Annotated in this window: 21 protein-coding genes; 12 read left to right on the forward strand and 9 right to left on the reverse strand. The window is 54.3% G+C overall.

Annotated features, from left to right (window positions below; translation table 11 throughout):
• From ispG to QQ91_RS16290, 3 genes are all read left to right on the forward strand, one after another.
• Positions 1 to 675 (forward strand): (E)-4-hydroxy-3-methylbut-2-enyl-diphosphate synthase (gene ispG, locus QQ91_RS16280; protein ID WP_166283070.1); only part of this gene is annotated, 675 nt, incomplete at its 5' end.
• A gap of 142 nt (positions 676 to 817) precedes the next feature.
• Positions 818 to 1495, forward strand: a complete 678-nt coding sequence (gene bioD, locus QQ91_RS16285) for a dethiobiotin synthase (protein WP_166283072.1) — start codon at positions 818 to 820, stop codon at positions 1493 to 1495.
• 149 nt (positions 1496 to 1644) lie between these two features.
• Entirely contained in the window at positions 1645 to 2454 is an 810-nt protein-coding gene (locus tag QQ91_RS16290) for a response regulator transcription factor (RefSeq protein WP_166283074.1), read from the forward strand.
• Positions 2455 to 2553: 99 nt separating this feature from the next.
• On the opposite strand, the gene QQ91_RS16295 is transcribed toward QQ91_RS16290, so the two are convergent.
• The 3 genes from QQ91_RS16295 to QQ91_RS16305 all read right to left on the reverse strand — a co-directional run bounded on the left by QQ91_RS16295 (position 2554) and on the right by QQ91_RS16305 (position 4891).
• Positions 2554 to 3300, reverse strand: coding sequence for an HAD family hydrolase (locus QQ91_RS16295; protein ID WP_201277480.1), 747 nt, complete (start codon positions 3298 to 3300; stop codon positions 2554 to 2556).
• Positions 3301 to 3516: 216 nt separating this feature from the next.
• A complete protein-coding gene (locus tag QQ91_RS16300; RefSeq protein WP_166283078.1) occupies positions 3517 to 4092 on the reverse strand; it encodes a GNAT family N-acetyltransferase in 576 nt (191 codons plus the stop codon).
• Positions 4085 to 4891, reverse strand: a complete 807-nt coding sequence (locus QQ91_RS16305) for a tetratricopeptide repeat protein (RefSeq protein WP_201277482.1) — start codon at positions 4889 to 4891, stop codon at positions 4085 to 4087. The genes QQ91_RS16300 and QQ91_RS16305 overlap by 8 nt, the downstream gene beginning before the upstream one ends.
• Before the next feature lie 258 nt (positions 4892 to 5149).
• On the opposite strand from QQ91_RS16305, the gene QQ91_RS16310 reads away from it, so the two are divergent.
• Positions 5150 to 5311: a hypothetical protein gene (locus QQ91_RS16310; protein ID WP_201277481.1), complete on the forward strand. Its 162-nt coding sequence runs from the start codon at positions 5150 to 5152 to the stop codon at positions 5309 to 5311.
• Here QQ91_RS16310 and QQ91_RS16315 read toward each other — a convergent pair.
• Together QQ91_RS16315 and QQ91_RS16320 are read right to left on the reverse strand one after the other, a co-directional pair.
• On the reverse strand, positions 5271 to 6569 hold the full coding sequence (locus QQ91_RS16315) for an ATP-binding protein (protein ID WP_166283082.1): 1299 nt from the start codon (positions 6567 to 6569) through the stop codon (positions 5271 to 5273). The two genes, QQ91_RS16310 and QQ91_RS16315, sit on opposite strands and share 41 nt — an antisense overlap.
• A gap of 35 nt (positions 6570 to 6604) precedes the next feature.
• The gene (locus QQ91_RS16320) at positions 6605 to 6940 is read right to left on the reverse strand and encodes an antibiotic biosynthesis monooxygenase family protein (RefSeq protein ID WP_166283084.1); all 336 of its coding nucleotides are present in this window, start codon (positions 6938 to 6940) and stop codon (positions 6605 to 6607) included.
• Between the two features lie 243 nt (positions 6941 to 7183).
• Between QQ91_RS16320 and crtD the strand changes: the two genes are divergently transcribed.
• The 4 genes from crtD (at position 7184) to QQ91_RS16340 (ending at position 12687) form a co-directional block, all read left to right on the forward strand.
• Positions 7184 to 8764 carry a C-3',4' desaturase CrtD gene (crtD, locus tag QQ91_RS16325; protein ID WP_166283086.1) on the forward strand — a complete coding sequence of 527 codons (1581 nt, stop codon included), beginning with the start codon at positions 7184 to 7186 and terminating at the stop codon, positions 8762 to 8764.
• A gap of 165 nt (positions 8765 to 8929) precedes the next feature.
• On the forward strand, positions 8930 to 9859 hold the full coding sequence (locus tag QQ91_RS16330) for a cell division protein FtsQ/DivIB (RefSeq protein ID WP_166283088.1): 930 nt from the start codon (positions 8930 to 8932) through the stop codon (positions 9857 to 9859).
• 437 nt (positions 9860 to 10296) lie between these two features.
• Positions 10297 to 11436, forward strand: coding sequence for a cell division protein FtsZ (ftsZ, locus tag QQ91_RS16335; RefSeq protein ID WP_201277483.1), 1140 nt, complete (start codon positions 10297 to 10299; stop codon positions 11434 to 11436).
• A gap of 258 nt (positions 11437 to 11694) precedes the next feature.
• A complete protein-coding gene (locus QQ91_RS16340; protein WP_166283090.1) occupies positions 11695 to 12687 on the forward strand; it encodes a ribose-phosphate pyrophosphokinase in 993 nt (330 codons plus the stop codon).
• 67 nt (positions 12688 to 12754) lie between these two features.
• On the opposite strand, the gene QQ91_RS16345 is transcribed toward QQ91_RS16340, so the two are convergent.
• Complete coding sequence (locus tag QQ91_RS16345) at positions 12755 to 13204, reverse strand: DUF3531 family protein (RefSeq protein WP_166283092.1); 450 nt, start codon at positions 13202 to 13204, stop codon at positions 12755 to 12757.
• 76 nt (positions 13205 to 13280) lie between these two features.
• Here QQ91_RS16345 and QQ91_RS16350 point away from each other — a divergent pair, with 76 nt between their 5' ends.
• Together QQ91_RS16350 and rsmG are read left to right on the forward strand one after the other, a co-directional pair.
• A complete protein-coding gene (locus QQ91_RS16350) occupies positions 13281 to 13964 on the forward strand; it encodes an ABC transporter ATP-binding protein (protein WP_166283094.1) in 684 nt (227 codons plus the stop codon).
• 6 nt (positions 13965 to 13970) lie between these two features.
• Complete coding sequence (gene rsmG / locus QQ91_RS16355) at positions 13971 to 14738, forward strand: 16S rRNA (guanine(527)-N(7))-methyltransferase RsmG (RefSeq protein ID WP_236096205.1); 768 nt, start codon at positions 13971 to 13973, stop codon at positions 14736 to 14738.
• Positions 14739 to 14749: 11 nt separating this feature from the next.
• Here the strand turns inward: rsmG and QQ91_RS16360 are convergent, their stop codons facing one another.
• Together QQ91_RS16360 and QQ91_RS16365 are read right to left on the reverse strand one after the other, a co-directional pair.
• Complete coding sequence (locus QQ91_RS16360) at positions 14750 to 16282, reverse strand: mercuric reductase (RefSeq protein WP_166283096.1); 1533 nt, start codon at positions 16280 to 16282, stop codon at positions 14750 to 14752.
• A 1-nt stretch (position 16283) separates the two neighbouring features.
• Positions 16284 to 16913, reverse strand: a complete 630-nt coding sequence (locus QQ91_RS16365; RefSeq protein WP_236096210.1) for a TVP38/TMEM64 family protein — start codon at positions 16911 to 16913, stop codon at positions 16284 to 16286.
• Positions 16914 to 17524: 611 nt separating this feature from the next.
• Between QQ91_RS16365 and rbp the strand changes: the two genes are divergently transcribed.
• Positions 17525 to 17815, forward strand: a complete 291-nt coding sequence (rbp, locus tag QQ91_RS16370) for an RNA-binding regulator (protein ID WP_166283098.1) — start codon at positions 17525 to 17527, stop codon at positions 17813 to 17815.
• 186 nt (positions 17816 to 18001) lie between these two features.
• A complete protein-coding gene (gene rpsU / locus QQ91_RS16375; protein ID WP_166283100.1) occupies positions 18002 to 18187 on the forward strand; it encodes a 30S ribosomal protein S21 in 186 nt (61 codons plus the stop codon).
• Between the two features lie 208 nt (positions 18188 to 18395).
• On the opposite strand, the gene QQ91_RS16380 is transcribed toward rpsU, so the two are convergent.
• Complete coding sequence (locus QQ91_RS16380; protein WP_166283102.1) at positions 18396 to 19478, reverse strand: PIN/TRAM domain-containing protein; 1083 nt, start codon at positions 19476 to 19478, stop codon at positions 18396 to 18398.
• Positions 19479 to 19574 lie beyond the last annotated feature (96 nt).

The following is a 19574-nucleotide window of genomic DNA, read 5'->3' on the forward strand; positions in this document are numbered from 1 at the left end:
GAGCGCATGCTCTTTACCTATGGAGATACTCCCGAGGGTATGGTGGAATCAGCCCTGGAATTCATTCGAATTTGCGAATCCTTAGACTTTTACAACCTCGTGGTTTCCATGAAAGCCTCGCGGGTGCCCGTAATGCTGGCAGCCTACCGACTCATGGCGCGGCGCATGGATGAGCTGGGTATGGATTATCCCCTGCATCTTGGGGTGACCGAAGCCGGAGATGGAGAGTATGGTCGCATTAAGTCCACTGCGGGAATTGCCACACTTTTGGCAGAAGGCATTGGCGATACTTTGCGTGTCTCCTTAACTGAGGCCCCGGAAAAAGAAATTCCGGTTTGCTATAGCATTTTACAGGCCCTGGGACTGCGGAAAACCATGGTGGAATACGTGGCCTGTCCCTCCTGCGGTCGGACGCTTTTTAATCTGGAGGAGGTGCTGCATCAAGTGCGCGCCGCCACCCAACACCTGACTGGTCTGGATATTGCCGTCATGGGCTGCATTGTGAATGGCCCTGGAGAAATGGCCGATGCGGACTATGGCTATGTGGGCAAACAGCCCGGCTTCATTTCCCTATATCGTGGGCGGGAGGAAGTTAAAAAAGTTCCCGAAAGCGAGGGCGTGACTGAGCTGATTCAGTTGATCAAGGCCGATGGACGCTGGGTCGACCCCGGATAGTCGTGGGGACCTGATGCTGCTGGGGCTCAAGACAGAAGACTCCGACCCCGGCCCTCCTTGACATTACTCTGGGAAGCAGTTGTTTTCAGCCTTCCCCTTCCCCCAGTCTGACTGGCGCAGCACATCGTTTGGAACAATTTTTGTGGCGCAACAACTGTTAATTTCTGGAACCGATACGGGTGTGGGCAAAACGGTTCTGACGGCGTTACTGGCTGCCTACTGGCAAATCCACCGGCCTCACCTGAAAACTGCAATCTTTAAACCGCTTCAGTCAGGGGTCGGCGATCGCGAATTCTATCAAACCCACTTCTCTTTGGATCAGTCGTCTCAGGAGATCACCCCCCTGTGGTACGAGCAGCCCCTGGCGCCGCCGATTGCAGCGGAGCGGGAACAGCGCACGGTAGATTTAACTCAAGTGTGGCACACCCTGGAATTGCTTCAGAAGCGCTTTGATCAGATCTGGATTGAGGGGGTGGGTGGACTCGGTACGCCAATCACCTACGAGATCACCGTTGCGGATCTGGCGCGGGACTGGCGACTCCCCACGGTCCTAGTCGTCCCGGTGCGGCTGGGGTCTCTGGGGCAAGCGGTTGCGAATGTGGCCCTGGCGCGCCAGGTGGGTCTCCAACTCAAGGGAATTATCCTCAGCAGCCAGTCCGAGACTGCACTACACCAGATCGAGGATCTCACCCCGCCCTGGCTCTTAGAGAATCTCACCCAGGTGCCCGTATTGGGGCTGATTCCCCCGATCTCCTCCTTCCGAGACCGGTTCCATCTAGCGCAGGTCGCCTCTGGATTGAATCTGGAAGGCTTGGGGTAATTTAGCGGAACCTTACCCCAATTGAGCCTTCTAAGGACTGATCCCAGGGAAACCCTGGCAAAACAAACGAAAGTAGCCACAGCTACCGTTAGTTTTGCAAAGATTTGCTACGGTGACCTTAACACTCATCGTTTATGTGATTCAGCACCATGGCACCTACCCATGTGCAAGTCGTTGAAGGAAATCCCCATCTTCGCTCCCTGCTAGGATGGCATCTTCAGCAAAATGGCTACTCTGTCCATCTTACAGCCAACATGCACCAGGGCCGGGATGTCTTCCTGAAGCAGCGCCCCAATTTGGTGGTCATTGACTCGGACTTACCGGATGGTCATGGTTTAGAGCTCTGTCGTTGGCTGCATCGCCAAAATGGTCCGCTGATTCTCTTTATCTCCGCTGAAAACAATGAAAATCATGTGGTCAAAGGGCTAGGGGCCGGAGCCGACGATTATCTTCGCAAGCCCTTTGGCATCCAAGAGTTCCTAGCCCGTATTCACGCTCTAGAGCGTCGCTCCCGTCCGGTCCTGCCTTCCCAGCTGCGTTATGGGGATCTCCGGATTGATCTGGTTCAGCGGCGGGTTCACTACAATCGAGAACTCGTGGAACTCACGCCCCAGGAATTTAGTTTGATTTTTGTTCTGGCTCAGGCAGAAGGCAAGGCCTTGAGCCGTAGCGAACTGTTAGAGCGAGCCTGGCCCGACAATATCGACAATCCGCGCACCGTTGATACCCACGTCCTCTCTCTGCGTAAAAAAATCGAGATCTCGCCGCAACAGCCCCAGCTCATTCAAACCGTGCGCAATGTTGGCTATCGCCTTAACTTGGAGTATTTGCAAGAGCCAGATACGGTAAGCTCCTCGGGCGTGGGCCTATCGTCCAATCCTCGTTTAACCCCCTTTACCCAGCCTCAACAATCCCCCCTTAACGGCGATCGCGCCGTTTACAGCCGTAAATATCGCTGATCTAAGCTTGTAAGAACCCAATTCCCTGTTCAGTTAGCGCCTAACCTCGCGACTTCCTCTTAGTCGCTGTAAGGGGAGTCGTTCTAGGCTGCGGCGGTTCTAGGCTGCGGCAGCGCCGTAGATCACCTGATGAGCTGCTTGGGAAAGGTCTCTGAAAACATGGGCCGGTTCTAGGCGCCGTAGATATTCTGAGCTACGCATCCCGCAGCTCAGGGCAATGGCCGGAATTCCCAGGGATTTAGCAGATAAAATATCTGCCTCTGTATCTCCGATCATCCAGACCTCATCCCCAGAGGACAGACGCAGCGACTCCATAAGCCGGGACAACATAACGGCTTTACATTCCACGTAGTTGTCGTAGGCAGAAAACTCGTCGTCGGTTCCGTAAACTTCCGTGAAATAGTGATAGATGCCAAATCGCTTCAGGCTCTGCATGGCTTGCTGACGCTCCCGCAGCGTTACTAGGTAGAGGCTAGCACCCGCTTGAGTCAACGACTCTAAAGCCTCTACTGCCCAGGTCTGAAGTCGATCCTCTTGGAGCATGATCGGCTGATTTACCAACCGCCGCACCGTATCTAAAAATACGTCAATTTGCGCCCCCCGAAACCCCGTCCGGGCTGCAATGTCTCGGTCGGGAATCCGCTCCAGCTTCATGTGCCAAAAACGATCCTGCTCAACCGGCAGTAGCTGCAAGGTTATCCCCTGGGCTTGATAGTAATAAACTGTCTCTACGATCGCAAGTCGATAGGTTTTGTAGTATCGCCGCGACACATCAATCAGCGGGCCATCGAGATCGCAAAAAATTGTAAGGTCAGAATTCGATCGACTTGCGGAACGTGGAGTCAAGCCAACCATTGAGACATTGTTTTCGGCATAAACCATATTTGACGCCCTGTCAAGTGGCGAAATTAAACCTTAATTAAATCTTAACAAATAATTCAAAAATGGCCAGTGGCACTCTGGGATGAATTTTTGCGCAAGACTGAATTCAGGGGTTAATTTCCAACACGTAAACAAAGATTAATACTAGTATGCCCGATCTTGGAAATAGATGAGTAATTTTTATCCATGAATCATGACAGCCGGCTCGGAACATGCTGTATGCAGGTCCTTTCGGTATAGATAGCGAGCCGCCGTAGGAGGTTCCCGATACTTCTGATACCCCAGTTTTAGGTAGAGAGCCTGGGCCGGTCGATTTTCGGAGCGAACGTGGAGATAGAGGGCCGAGGCTTGCCAGTGACGGGAAACGCTCTCGCAGGATTGCAGCAGGCGTTCACCGATGCCCTGGTGTCGGTATTGAGGGTGAACCGCCAGGTTGGAGATGTAGGGAACCCTCTGGCGAGACTGACCTGGCACCTGCACAGGGCGCTGGCTTAATTCAACGGTCCCGAGTAATTGCGACCACCGGCCTTGCTTTTTCTCGCAAAGCAGGCAAACGTAGATCTCAGGGGTCAGGCTTTGCAGGCGGGTGAGCAACTCATGCTGCATGCCCATTTGCATCACTGGGGTCAGCAGGGCGCGCCATCCGCGCTGGGGGTAAAAGGTGAGGCTTAACAAGGCCGCAACGGAGGCCGCATCTGTGCCTTGGGCTGCCCGAATCTGAACACTGGCGCAATCTCCCTGCCCCAATTCACTCATTCTCTTCGGGAAGTGGGGCAGAGACAGACGAAAGGGAGGCCCTGACCGAGGGCGTATTCAGCAGGGGTTTGGTATCTGCAATAAGCCGCTCACCCCAGAGATTCTCAATGAGAAAGTCGATTTCTGCATAGCGACTATCCTGGACCAAAGCTTCTTGGGCTAGACGAATCCCCTCGGTTTTATCCCCCAGCGTAAACAGGGCAACGCCTAGGGCCAACTTCGGCTCACTGGCGGTTTCATCCAGCTTTAGAGCAGCGCGCCAACTCTCCATGGCTTGATCACGCTGACCTGCTTCGTACTGCACCAGCCCAATATTGTTAATGGCTGGCCAGAGCTTTTCATCTAATTTAAAGGCCTGTTGGTACTGGGCAATGGCTTGGTCGTACTCTAACTGTTTGTAGTAAACATTGCCTAAATCAAAGCGAGCATCTGCGGTGTCTGGCTTGATCTTTAGCCCCGCCAGCAAGATCTGCTCTGCTCGCGCATACTGTTCTTTGCGAAAGTAGGCCGATCCTAAACTAAAGTGAACGCCCGCGTTCTTGGCGTTCAGCCGTCGCGACGTTTCCAGGGCGCGAATTCCTTGGTCGAGCTTCTCAGCGTTTAGGTAGAGTCCTCCCAGAAGGGACCAGGCATCGGCTTCCTCTGGAATGAGCTGCACGGCTAACTCCGCTCGTGCTAAGGCCAGCGGCACTTGATTAAACTGGGAGAGTTGAAACGCTTCGCGAAGGAGCCTGACCCCAGTTTGCTGGAGATCCTCTTCGCGCAGTTCCACCGTGTGGGGCAACACGCTTTGACCCATCGCTGGAGTCAAGGGTAGACCCAGCCCAAGAACCAGAAGACAGAGACTGACCGTGGAGCGGTAACGCACAGAGAATACCTTCGTTGAATTCACCCCTAGCTTAGCTTAGATTTTCAACCTGTAAATGCGGTGAATAAATGCGGCGGATTGGGATTTCGAACTCCAGAGCAAAATCTTCTACAATAGGGGTTCAAAGCCGGTGGATCGCAAGCAAAGTCAGCCAAAATTATGATCGATACCCTAAAGTTGCAGGCCTGGATGACAACCCTATCCCAAAAGCGAGCCAGTCTGGTGCGGCTTTTGGATGAACCTAATCTGGGCACCTTACGCATTGATGTCAATCAAGCCCTAGAGGAAATTGACGACTTGATTGACGAGTTTAAACGAACCTTCCCGCAGAGTCAGGGTCAACCCGATTAAGCTCAGCCTCCAGGGCCTGGATAAATTGTTGGGCAGTGCGGCCGGAGCGGCCATTTTGCTGACTGGCCCACTGCAAGGCCCTGAAGTCTAGGTCTGCTTGATCAATGTGTAGTCCAGCCCGCTGGGCTAGATGAGCAACTATACGGAGATACTGTGCCTGGTTAACCGGTTCAAAGGTAAGGGATAAGCCAAAGCGATCGCTGAGGGAAAGCTTTTCCTGAACCGTATCCCAGCTATGAATTTCATCTGCATCCTGAGGGCGGGGGCGATCGCCAAAAAACTCTCGCAGAAGGTGACGGCGATTAGAGGTGGCGTAAACCACGACGTTCGCTGGCCGAGCCCTTAAGGTTCCCTCCAGCGCCACCTTCAGTCCTTTGTATTGGTCCTCATCGGCTTCAAAGGACAGATCATCGACGAAGAGGACACATTTGTGGGGCATCTCCGCCAGCTGCTGCACAACGGCGGGCAGATCTACGAGATCCGCTTTATTAATTTCAATCAGTCGTAGGCCCCGATCACCATAGTCGTGAATCAGAGCCTTAATGAGAGCGGACTTTCCGGTTCCCCTAGCGCCATAAAGAAGCACATTCAGTGCCGGATACCCCTGGAGAAGCGCCTCTGTGTTGCGGCAGAGCTTTTCGCGCTGGACTTCGTAGCCCACCAGCTGATCGAGGCGCACCGGGTCTGGGTCAGCAATTCCCACGAGCTGCCCCTGGCACCATCGCAGGGTTTTGTATTGGGCTAGGAGACCGGTTCCATGGCGCTCAAAGCCAGCCATTAGCGCCGGGAGCGCTGCTGGCCAATGTTCCTCTCCTAGAAGAGGGGCGACCTGCGAACCGATAGGCATCCATGGGATTTGGTCTCCACGAACTCTGGCCAGCTGCTGCCAGAGCAGCTTAGGCCCATGCTGGGCAATGTGCTGTAGCTGCTGAAGATCTTGTTCGGCCGCCTGTTGGAGCCCTGCCAGGGCCTGAGGCGACAAGGTCTGGTTGAAACATTGCTGAGCCAGTGGGTTATCGGCATAGCGGAGCCGATTCTCTAAATGGTGCGGCCAGGACTGCGCCGTCCGGAGCAATAGCAAACACCAGCGACTGCAGGAGTCAAGGGCCTGCGCTATCTGGTGGGCATCCGAGGTGGGGCTGAGGGCCTGACAGCCCGCCGTCACGGCCCGCTGAAAGGCTTGGCCCACCTCATCGTCAAACACCGTGGGAAAGATGATGAGCGCGGCCAGGGCCTGTCGCAATTGAAATAAATCCATCAAAACAGTCTGGGATTGAGACCAGGGGTCACCGCTTAACCCGCAGTGGAAACGGGCGGTTTAATTTCGCACACCAGCTCATAGATGCGCGTTTCCGGTTTCCCATCAAACAGGGGAGCCATTTTCTCCAAGATTGCCTCATGTTCTGCGGTTTGACTGGACTCCATATCCTCTAGATTGTCCCAGAAAATCACCGAAACCCCGCGGTCGCTTCCGGGCTCCTGAAACAAATAAGCCCCCTCAAATCCGTCTTGATAGGTCATGACGGCTGCTTCATAGAGCTGGCGGGCCTGGGCAAAGGTTCCGGGCTTAAAGGCTCCCACAGCCACTGAGGCATAGCGGTGCTTGAGAAAATCCTGGAAATCAGACATGGGTAAACTCCTGTCTCAACGAACTGAACTGGAGAGGGTTAAGGGCTGGAAGGGGTTAAGGATTGATCGGGTGAATAACGGGGAAATCGGGTCCCCAACCTCAGGTCAGGGGAAAGCGGGGTTCTGCGCCCCGGATCCCCAATGGCCTGCGGCTAAACTTATGTTCAGCCTATACCGCCCCCCGGAAGACTTGAGAAATCGTTAAGATTGAGTATTGAAACTTCAAACTAATTCGTAACGTTTGTGTCTGACGTCCCTTCTTCCCATCGCACAAAGGCCATTGTCATCGGTGCGGGCATCGGGGGACTCACCGCGGCTGCCCTCCTGGCAAGACGGGGTTACCAGGTGCAGGTCTATGATCAGGCCTACCTGCCCGGAGGCTGCGCCTCAACCTTCCGACGCCGTGGCTTTACCTTTGATGTAGGGGCCACCCAGGTGGCAGGTTTAGAACCGGGTGGCATTCACCACCAAATTTTCCAGGCGCTGGATTTACCGCTGCCGCAGGCAAGCTTCTGCGATCCTGCCTGTGCTGTGTACTTACCAGGGGAGTCTACTCCCATCTCGGTGTGGCGAGATCCGCAGCGGTGGCACCAAGAGCGCACGAGGCAGTTTCCTGGCAGTGAATCCTTCTGGACTGTTTTAGCCCAGATCTTCCAGGCTAACTGGAAGTTCCAGTGCCGTGATCCGGTCATTCCCCCGCGAACCCTGTGGGACTGGAGGCAGCTGATCGGTGCGGTGCGCCTTGATACCTTACCCACCCTTCCCTACCTATTTTCAACCGTTGGGGATCTGCTCAAAGCCCATGGATTAGAGGGCGATCGCCGTCTTAAAACCTTTCTTGACCTGCAGCTTAAGCTCTACTCCCAGGTCGGGGCCGACCAAACGGCGCTTCTCTATGCCGCAACGGCGCTGGGGATTTCCCAGGCCCCCTTTGGTTTGTATCACCTCAAGGGCAGCATGCAAGAGCTGGCTAATTCCCTGGTCACGGCCCTCAAGCGAGACCGGGGTGAGCTACGGATGCGACATCGCGTGGAAAAAATCATGGGGGCCAGGGGATCAGCCCAGGCGATTCAAGTTCGGAATCTGCGGACCGGAACTGTCTGGTGTGAATCCGCCGACTGCATTGTGGCCAATGTGACCGTTCAAGATTTCGTTAACCTCACGGAAGATCCCGCGCCCCCGCTGTACCAAGCCCGTGTGGATCGTTTACCGGCTCCCTCGGGAGCGTTTGTCATCTACCTGGGCGTAAAGGACACCGCCCTTCCTACCCACTGTCCGCCCCATTTACAATTTCTCTACGACTATGACGGTCCCATCGGCGAGAACAACTCCCTCTTTGTCTCTGTTAGCCGTCCTGGTGACGGCCGAGCTCCCCAGGGACACGCCACCATTATTGCCTCCTCCTTTACCGATCCCCAGCGCTGGTTTGAGGCGGCCAATCCTATCCAGGATCACCCCGCCCAGGATCCTCTCGTTCAGGATCCTCTCGTTCAGGATCACTATGCGCAGATGAAGCAAGCCTATACCCAATCGGCCCTGCAGCGGTTGGGGCAGTTTTTTAATCTGGGATCGGAGACTATCGTTCACCAAGAAGCGGCTACCCCCTTAACCTTTGCAAAATTTACGGGCCGCCATCGGGGCATTGTGGGCGGCATTGGACAACGTCGCTTTACCTTTGGACCCTTTGGCGTTAGCACCCGCACGCCCTTTCAAAATCTCTGGCTGGTGGGAGATTCTACCCATCCTGGGGAGGGAACCGCTGGGGTCAGCTATTCAGCCTGGACCGCCATCCGCCAAATTGAGCAGGCCTACGGGGCGGCCTAACGCGATTCCTGCCTCCCTTTCCCTGCCCCCTTTCGAGGATGCTAGTTTTGGAGTCGAATCAGCTTCGAGCTTAAGGTTGTTCTGCCCAACCTTGGCGGAATCGTCCCTTAGGGTTAGGATTGAGGCCATTCAACTCATCATCACACCCCTTCCCTTACAGCCGCCATGATTGTTGAAAAGACTGTGGATTCTTCCACCGATGCAGCCCAGGAGCGTGTTGCATCTATTCTGGACCGCCAAAAGCAGCTTAAAAGGCAGCGTCGGAATCGCTCGCTGCAGAAGCTGTGGAGAACTGGGGCTACCTTGAGCGCGACCCTGGCCCTGGGGTGGGGGTTGAGTCAACCGGACTGGAAAATCCAGCAGTTTAACCAGGTGATGATCTTAGGCAATACCCAGCTTGCCACCGAAACCATTGCGCGCCTACTTCCCCTGCAGATTCCCGCTTCCTTAATCCGAATTGAGCCGCAAACCATTCGCCGAACGCTGCAGGCCCATGCTCACATCGATCAAGTCACCGTGTCCCGTCAGCTCTTTCCGCCCCAGGTCACCTTGGTGGTCCAGGAGCGATCGCCCGTGGCACAAACCACCTGCCGCGGCTGTAAATTATCGGGGTCCGCTGTCGCAGCCCTGCCCAAGGACGATACTTGGTTAATCGATGAACGGGGAATTGTGCTACCCCTGTCAAGCTATCCAGCCCTGCAGGAGAGCCAAAAGCTGCCTCAGCTTAAAGTTTCTGGGTTCTTAACCCCCGTGGCATCCCCAGATTCCGCGAACTCCAACACCGTCGCGGTGAGCCGCCAAAAACAGCAGCAGTGGCGGCAGTCCTTCCCGAAGCTGGCTGCCAGTCCTCTGCAGATTGACCATTTAGACTGGCGAGATCCTAAAAACATCAAGCTGCACACCGAACTCGGGACGGTGCATCTTTCTAACTCCCTGGGCAAGCTAGAGGATCAGCTGCAGGCGCTCAACCGCATGCGATCGCTGCCCCAGCAGGTCGATCTCCAGCAAGTTCGCTACATTGATCTGTCTGACCCAACTCAGCCCAGCTTAGAATTGAAATCTCCTCCCAGCCCCAAACCTGCTGCAGAGCCATAAAGCGGGATCGCTCAGGGACGAGGTGGCCAGTCTTCCTGATTTTCTCACCTCCCTCCCGAATAATCGAGAAAAAAGGTTGATCGGGCGCCTTTTATCCCTGGGATAAATTCTAGCTTTGGAACCGAGACCCCTCGATTGGTTTTTTGAATAATTTGGCCTATAGTGGTCTAAAATCTTTTGAACAAAAAACAATTGCTGCGAATTCTCCCCGCCCCCCGATGACTTTAGAAGAACACAATCCCACTGCACAACCAGATCTCTCCACCTTTGATCTTGATTTTTTGTTATCAGATGACTCTCCGGAGGATCAGGGCATTCGTTCTGCTTCCGCTTCCGTATCTCCCCGTTCTTTTTCTGATAGCAACTCCACCACCGTTGAACCCATGATTATCTCCAATCAGAATTCTGATAGTACGGATGCCCTCTTCAGCCCTGAGATGCTGGCAGACACAACGGATCATCTGCCCGAAGGCTCCGCTCGAATTAAGGTCATTGGCGTCGGTGGCGGCGGTGGAAATGCTGTAAATCGGATGATATCCAGTAGTCTGTCGGGGGTTGAGTTTTGGTGTATTAACACCGATGCGCAGGCACTCACTGGCTCAACCTCTAAAAACAAGCTGCAGGTGGGACAAAAGCTAACGCGGGGTCTGGGAGCGGGTGGGAACCCTTCCATTGGCCAAAAGGCAGCAGAGGAGTCGCGCGATGAGCTAGCGGCCTCTCTAGCAGACTCTGATCTGGTTTTCATTACCTGTGGCATGGGGGGAGGAACCGGGACCGGAGCGGCCCCAATTGTGGCAGAGATTGCCAAGGAGATGGGGGCTCTGACTGTGGGTGTAGTCACTCGCCCGTTTACCTTTGAAGGCCGGCGGCGGATCAGTCAGGCGGAAGAGGGCATCAAAGCGCTCCAGAGTCGAGTCGATACGCTCATTGTGATTCCCAACGACAAAATCTTGTCGGTTATCTCCGAAGAGACCCCGGTTCAAGATGCGTTTCGTGTGGCCGACGACATTCTCCGCCAGGGGGTTCAGGGGATTTCAGACATAATCAACATTCCTGGATTGGTGAATGTTGACTTCGCAGATGTACGAGCCGTTATGGCCGATGCGGGCTCAGCCATGATGGGGGTTGGGCTGGCCTCGGGTAAATCTCGGGCCAAGGAAGCTGCGATCGCTGCCATTGATTCACCGCTTCTGGAATCTTCCATTAAGGGCGCCCAAGGCGTGGTCTTCAATATTACCGGTGGTAATGACCTCACCCTCCACGAGATTAATACTGCGGCAGAAACCATCTATGAAGTAGTTGATGCCAGTGCCAATATCATCTTTGGCGCAGTGATTGACGACAAGCTGCAAGGTGAAATCCAGATCACGGTAATTGCCACAGGGTTTACCAGTGAAGCGCCCAAGGGTGCAGATCGCCTACGGGTCGCTGCTGCTCGCAAGCCTCAGGGGGGGGCCCGGCCCGCGGCTGGATTTCCCCCTCGCCCCAGTGCTAAACCCGCAGCAGAAGAGGATAGCAGCGAAGGCGGTGGGCTTGATATTCCTGACTTTCTCCAGCGCAGACGTCCAGGTCGCTAACCAGCAAGCCTGTGGGCGGCTATCAAGCCTGGTGTTTCTGCAAATCCAGTACACCGGGTTTGATGTCTGCACTTAGACGGATGGAGATTGGGGAATGGGTTCCTGAGTCCGTTGAATATCCGTTAAAAGCAGGTTCATTTCAGTAAAAGTTCAGCTTAAGTTTCTCGCGTCATGCTGGGCCAGATCTTGTAGATAGATTTAATGCCGCAGAGGAATCTAGGGTGCTAAGATTGCCTAGAAAGCAATCCAGGACCCGTTGTGATCAGTTCTGCCACCCTGACGCTCAAGTCATCCAGCACACTTGTGCCTGAGAATAACCGCCTAAAGATTTTCTCTGGCTCCGCAAATTTACCCCTCGCTGAAGAAGTTGCCCGCTACCTGGGCGTCGATCTGGGTCCAATGGTTCGCAAGCGATTCGCCGACGGCGAACTCTACGTTCAGATTCAAGAATCGATTCGCGGCTGTGACGTCTATCTGATTCAACCCACTTGCCATCCCGTGAACGACAACTTGATGGAGTTGTTGATCATGATTGACGCCTGTCGCCGTGCCTCAGCCCGGCAGGTCACGGCTGTGATTCCCTACTATGGCTATGCCAGAGCCGATCGAAAAACCGCAGGGCGCGAATCTATCACCGCTAAGCTCGTTGCCAACTTAATTACCCAGGCGGGAGCGAGCCGGGTTCTAGCCATGGATCTTCACTCTGCCCAGATTCAAGGCTATTTCGATATCCCCGTAGATCACGTCTATGGGTCTCCATCCATTTTGACCTACCTGCGCCAGAAGGATCTCTCGGATCTCGTAGTGGTTTCGCCGGACGTGGGTGGTGTGGCTCGTGCCCGCGCCTTCGCCAAAAAGCTCAACGATGCCCCCTTAGCAATTATTGATAAACGTCGCCAAGCCCATAACGTGGCTGAAGTCATGAACGTGGTGGGCGATGTCCAGGGCAAGACAGCTGTGCTGGTCGATGACATGATTGATACCGCTGGGACAATTTCCGAGGGCGCCCGATTGCTGCGCCAGGAGGGTGCAAGACAGGTCTATGCCTGTGCCACCCATGCCGTTTTCTCTCCGCCTGCCGCAGATCGTCTTTCCAGCGGTGTGTTTGAAGAAGTCATTGTGACCAATACCATGCCCCTGGATCAGATTGCGACATTCCCTCAGCTGCGCGTCCTCTCGGTTGCCAGCATCCTCGGTGAAACCATCTGGCGCATTCATGAAGATACCTCCGTGAGCAGTATGTTTCGTTAGCGGGTCAAAGGCGTTGCGTTCTCATCCTTCAAGCTTGCAGAGGGCCCCGTCCGTCTGAGCTGTCCCTCTAGAGGGAGGAGGGAGGTCGGCTTTCGCTGTGGGCTACGGGCCAATCCTCATTTTCGCCTCCCACACAAACCTGGATCAGTTTCACATAGTCTTGGCTAAACTGAGTCAGGGCATTGAGCAGAATATCCAGGGCAATGGCGTCGCTTGTACCGAGGTCGAACCAGCAGCGTGCCCAAGTGCCTTCATATTCCACTGTCCCCATATTGTGCATCAGGGCCATCATCGCTGAGGGGCCGCCGTCCGCGACCTCATAATCCAGGTAACTCAACTCGTAGCCCGCTTCTTGTACCAGAAGTCGCTCTGCATTAAATCCACCGAGTTTTCCCAGAAAGAACCAGGAGTCCAATACTTCTTCTAGGTACTGCTTTTCCTGTTCTGAGGGGACAAATTCAAACTCAACCCAAAGCCAAAGATCAAACGGGTTAATTTCTCGAAACTGAACCTTCATATTTTCCTATCACAAATCCCAGACTAAGCAGGGAGCAAGTTTCCCAAGCCCCAATGATTCAATATATGCTGAATCCATGCTGCGAATAAAAAACCTCAACTATCACCCCACTGCAACCGCAGCTCCGATACTGTGGAATATTTCTTTGGAGTTGGCGCCTCAACAAATGGGCCTGGTAGTGGGTCCGAGTGGATCAGGTAAAAGCACACTCCTGGAAATTCTAGGAGGCCTGTCTAAACCCTCTCGCGGAGAACTCTATTGGGATAACAAAGCGATTCCCAGCGATCAGCTCAGCCGTTTCTCTGGCTTGGTCTTTCAGTTTCCAGAGCGTCACTTTTGTGGGGGCACCCTCTTGGAGGAACTGCGTTTTGGTCATCCCGAACTCACCAGCGATCAGGTGAGCGAGGCTCTCAAAGAAGTCGGTCTCGGGGATTTGTCCTTGAAGACCTCCCCCCAGTCTTTGAGTGGTGGCCAACAGCGACGCCTTGCCCTTGCCGTGCAGCTCATTCGTCAACCGGCCCTACTGCTGATGGATGAACCCACGGCTGGACTGGACTGGTCAATGCGTCAGCAGTTAACCAGGCTCCTGGCCAAAATTAAGCAGCATTGGAGTTTACTGGTGGTGAGCCACGACCCCGTCGAGCTGCTGCCCATTGCCGATCGCTGCTGGACCCTAAACCATGGTCAACTCCATCCCGTTCAGCCCCAAGACCTTATGGAGCGTCACGATGCCCTGTTAGCCAACCCCTCGGAACGGTAAGCGGTCATGGCAAGTGATCCCTGGCTCCTTACCCCCATGCCCCTGGACTGGTGGAATCTCCTCCACTGGGAACCGAGTCCTGATCAACTCCAGCGTTTCACCCGGCTCTATGAAACCTTAATGCGGATCAACCAAAGCGTGAACCTAACCCGCCTTACCCATGGACAGGAGTTTTGGGAAAAGCATATATGGGATTCGCTCATCGGCATTCAGCCTTGGCTTAGTCCTGATCATCCCTTTGCCTGCGGGAGTGATCTGCCCCTGATTCATGCTGCGATTGATATTGGTACAGGGGGAGGCTTTCCCGGACTACCGGTGGCCATCGTTCGTCCCCAATGGCAAGTGACTCTGCTCGATTCAATTCAAAAGAAGGTGACCTGCCTGGCAGACCTTGTGAAACAGCTGCAGATGCCCCACGTTCATCCCCACTGCGATCGCGCAGAGGTGCTGGGACACCACCCCGACCATCGTAGTCATTACGACCTGGCCTTAATCCGAGCGGTTGCCCATCCGGTGGCCTGTGCGGAATATTGCCTTCCCCTTTTAAATCTGACGGGCATTGCCGTGCTCTATCGGGGACAGTGGACCCTGGCTGAAGAGCATCATTTATCTTTGGCCCTGCAACAACTGGGAGGAGAGCTGGTGGAGATTGTCCCCCTGCAAACCCCCTATACCGCCAGCCAGCGTCACTGCATCTACCTGAGGAAAACGCAACCCACTCCCTCTCACTACCCTAGGCGGCCAGGGGTTCCGGTGCGTAAACCCCTGGCCTGAAATCCCGGTCTTTACAGCCGAGTCAGTACCTTCAGCAGCATCTTTGTCCTTGGGGTGAGCAGGGTGCGCCGATAGGCATCCGCAGCTTTTTTGATGGCTTCAGCCTGGGTGGGATAGGGATGAATGACGCGACTCATTTGACTTAAGCCCACCTGCGCAACCATGGCGGTGGTGATTTCGGAGATCATTTCCCCTGCATGGGGGGCCACCACCGTGGCCCCCAAAATCCGATCAGAGGATTTTGGATGCAGGATTTTGACAAATCCCTCGGTTTCGCCGTCGGTAATCGCCCGGTCAACACTAGACATGGGAACGACTAAGGTATTGACTTCTATGCCTTGATCTTGAGCTTGGTGTTCATACAGGCCCACATGGGCAATTTCAGGATCGGTGTAGGTGACCCAGGGCATCACCAATTGGCTCAAGCGCGATCGGCCTAGTCCGAAGGGAGAAAAGAGCGTGTTTTTAATCACGATGCGGGCCGCCGCATCAGCGGCATGGGTAAACTTCCAGTCCATACAAATGTCCCCGGCGGCATAGATGTGGGGATGGGTAGTCTGCAGATAGTCGTTAACCTTCACCCCCCTTTGGAGATCGTAGTCCACCCCAACCTTGTCCAGATTAAGGCCTTCAACATTGGGTGATCGCCCCGCCCCCACCAGGATTTCATCCACAGTCAAGGATTGCATCTGCCCATGCTCACGAAAGGTTAAAACCTTGCCCCCGGCCTCCGCGCTCACCCGCTGGAGGGTACAGTTTAGGCGCAGCTGAATGCCATCGCGAACCAGCGCGGCCTGGACAATTTCAGCCGCATCAGGATCTTCCCGAGGCAGAATCTGAGGCCCCCTTTCAAAGAGAAACACCTGACTGCCAAGGCGCTGAAAGGTTTGGGCCAGCTCACAGCCGATGGGGCCGCCGCCAATGACCGCCAGACGCTGGGGCTGCTCTGTCAGCGAAAACACGGTTTCATTGGTTAAATAGCCAGCCGCTTCTAGACCGGCCAGGGGGGGTCGAAAGGCCCTCGCCCCCGTCGTAATGACGGCCTTCTTGTAGCGAAGGTCATGCTCCCCCACCTGGAGCGTGTTGTTTTCCATAAAGGCCCCGGCCCCGAGAAAGACATCAACGCCCAGGCCCTGGAACCGCTGCGCTGAATCATGGTGACTTATCCCCGATCGCAGCCGTCGCATCCGCTCCATCACAGCGAAAAAATCAACCTGGGAAGCTGGAGGGACAATTCCGTAGTCCGGCGCACGCTGGATCTCTCCTCTCACCCGAGCTGAGCGGATCAGAGCCTTGGAGGGAACACAGCCCACGTTGAGGCAATCGCCCCCCATGAGATGTTTCTCCACCAGAGCCACCTTCAGCCCCAAATCCAGACCTGCTACCCCCGCCGCCGTTACCAGACCGGCAGTGCCTGCTCCAATCACTACCAGATCGTAGCAAGGGGCTGGATCAGGGTTGACCCAATCTTGAGGATGGACATGGGACACCAGCCGCCGATTATAGGTGTCCATCGGCGTAACGGTAATTGCAGAACGAGCCATGTTAAACGATCTCCTCTTCTAACGCTTTACGTGCAATGCGAGTCACATAGACGGTTACCGCCACGGTGGCCAAAAACCCTAAAATTCTCAGGGCCCACTGAATCCCGAGATTGTCAGGCTGCCCCTGGGTGCCAACTTGCGCTAGGCTGCCTGCCAAGGACCCCAGGTATACATACATCACCGTTCCCGGCAGCATCCCCACCGAGGCCAAAACGTAATCTTTAAGAGAAACGCGGGTCAGACCCAGGGCGTAATTGAGTAAGTTGAACGGAAAAACGGGGGAAAGACGAGTTAGGAGGACAATCTTAAAGCCTTCTCGCCCCACAGCGCGGTCAATGGCGGCAAATTTTTGATTCCCCGCAATTTTTTGGGCCACCCAGTCCCGTGCAAGGTAGCGTCCCACCAAAAAGGCAGCGGTTGCCCCGAGGGTGGCACTCACCAATACCAGCACCGATCCCTCCGCGACCCCAAACAAAAAACCAGCCCCCAAGGTGAGCAGGGAACCCGGCAAAAAGGCAACGGTGGCGATCACGTAGAGCAGCATAAAAGCAGCAATCCCCAGAGCACCCTGTTGATCAATCCAGGTCAGGGCGTCCCTAAGCCAGCCTTGGGGATTCAGGGTGGCGATCATCGCGCCGCTGCCTTGGGCCTGAGCAGGCTGGTGGGCCTCCAGTACAACCAGCGCCATCACTCCAGTCAAGACCGTAAGCAGGCGAATCCACCGCAGTAAACGCCAACCGGCGTGGCTTGCACATCGAGTGATTAGGGTCTGCGGCGAGAAAAACATCTGGGCACCTCCAGGTGAAGGATCAACAGGTCTGTATTGGATCAAAGTGGGAGTTCAACGACCCAACCCCTGAGAGCAATATAGGCTGAGGCAGCAAAGGCCATGGGAGTTTATCATTAACTTTTGATAAATTCTGTCTCACAAACTTCTGAGAAAACTGAGGGCAGGAGCCTCGATCTGGCACGGTTCATGCTTGAGATTGGCTCTTGACCTCCTGCCATGCCCCAGGGAAATCCTGGAATCCTGGGCCATTTTTCTAGGGATTCAAGGCTGTTCCCTTGAGAAGAAAAAAACGCTAGGATACTATCTGATAGTGTGGTTACGCAGGGACAGGCCTGTGTAATTTACTATCAACTCAAGAGATTTCGTGTTCGGTTGTGTGTTAAGCCTGGCTCAGGTTGTCAATAACGCTCCGATCCATTTTGATTCTCAACATTGTTTACTTGGAGTCGTTTATGACAATTTATGTTGGAAACTTGTCCTACCAGGCAACGGAGGACGATGTGAACGAGGTTTTTTCGGAATTTGGCTCCGTAAAGCGCGTTCAGTTACCAACTGATCGTGAAACAGGTCGCAAACGAGGGTTTGGTTTCGTTGAGATGTCCTCGGATGACGAAGAAACTGCTGCCATTGAGGCCTTAGATGGCGCCGAATGGATGGGTCGTGAAATCAAGGTAAACAAAGCTCGTCCCAGAGAGCCCCGTCCCTCGGGCGGGTGGAATAATTCTCGCAACGCGCAGTTCTAACCCAAGCGCCACATCGCCAAACCTGCCCGTGGTCTGGGTGCGACACTGCATCAGGGTCTTTAATGGATCAATTAAAGATCCCTTGAGACGTGTATTTTTAGCAAAGCTTGATAAGCTAAAAATACACAACTTTCTTTTTTTTGAAAACTTGGCGCCCCGAAGCGCTTCTACGGAGATACGAAACATATGGCTCAAGTCATCCTACATGACAATGAAAGTATTGAATCTGCCCTGCGTCGTTTTAAAAGACAGGTTTCTCAGGCAGGCATCTTCGCAGATATGAAGAAGAAGCGGCATTTTGAGACCCCGTCGGAAAAAGCAAAGCGAAAAGCTCAAGAACAGCGCAAAAAGCGGCGATTCCGGGCGAAGTAGCGGCTATGAACCTTTGTTTTCCGCAGGGCGGCTGACCAGAAAGTCGCAGTTAAGATTAACTGAGTAAGTTGTGCCCCTTTCCCGTCATTCTAAACTTGTCAACGCTGAAGGTAGCCTTTGGTGGGCGTCACGTAGGTGATCGTTACACTAAGGGCTATTTTTAGGGCTTTCCCTTCACCCGGATGCCCCGATGGCAATTACAAGGAAGTTATAAGGTGGCGGAGGAAACCACAGGCCGAGCAAAAATCATTCGCCCTGCCGAGGTCTGAAGGGCACTGGTGACCACGACGGAGAGCTTTTTGCCAATATGAGACTCTCCATCCTCAACCACCACCATCGTGCCATCGGCCAGATATCCAATGCCCTGGTCTGGCTCTTTCCCTTCTTTCAAGATTTTGAGATCCAGGCTATCACCGGGGAGGTAAACTGGTCGCAGTGACTGGGCCAGGTCATTCACGTTTAAGACCTGAACCTGCTGCACATTAGCCACCTTATTGAGGTTATAGTCGGTGGTTAGAAGTGCTCCGTTAATATCTTGGGCCAAGCGCACTAACTTGGCATCAACGGTGGGGACTTCATCATAGTCAGCGGAATGGATCACCACCCGCTCTGGATAGCGTTCTCGAAGTCTTTGGAGCAGATCCAAGCCTCGTCGACCGCGGGTGCGCTTTTGATCGTTAGCCGCATCGGCCACGCCCTGTAGTTCCTGAAGGACAAACTGCGGCACCAGAATTTGTCCCTCCAGAAAGGCTGTTTGCAGCAGTTCCTCAATGCGCCCATCGATGATGCAGCTGGTATCCAGGATTTTGGCAACGGCAGGTTTAAGGGTCCCGTCCGCCAGCAGCATTGTCTCTAGGGAACTGGGATTAATGAGTCGAATAATGGTTTGACCGTGGACATCGGCTAAGTTCATCCCTAGCACTGAAAAAATCATGCTGCTCAGGACGGCCACAACCGGTTTGATGAAGGAAACCTCGCTCGGCAAGGGCAACAAAAAGGTGGGAGCCAGCAGCAAGTTGGCCACCAATAGACCCAGGACAAGCCCCACGGATCGGGATATTAAAATCTCAGAGGACAGCTGCTTAATGTTGCGCTCTAGACGGCGATAGGTGGACTGGGCCAGCAGCCCCAGCGCTAACCCCAGTAGACCGCTGGACCCAGCCGTTACCCAGCGCAGTCCGTTCAAATTTTCCACTTGGGAGAGAACAGGGGAAGGGAGCAGTTCGACCCCGTGAAAGCCAACGGCTGAGCCTAGGACAATGAACGTTAAGATAATGACAACGTCAAGCATAGTCAACTCTAAAATCGAGACTTTACCTGGGAAAGGAGGGAGCGAGTCATAACGGGCTTGGGCACATCAGCCTGCCATCTCGTCCCTTATTATACG

The organism is Lyngbya confervoides BDU141951, assembly GCF_000817775.3.
In the GTDB taxonomy this organism is placed as follows: domain Bacteria; phylum Cyanobacteriota; class Cyanobacteriia; order Thermosynechococcales; family Thermosynechococcaceae; genus Lyngbya; species Lyngbya confervoides.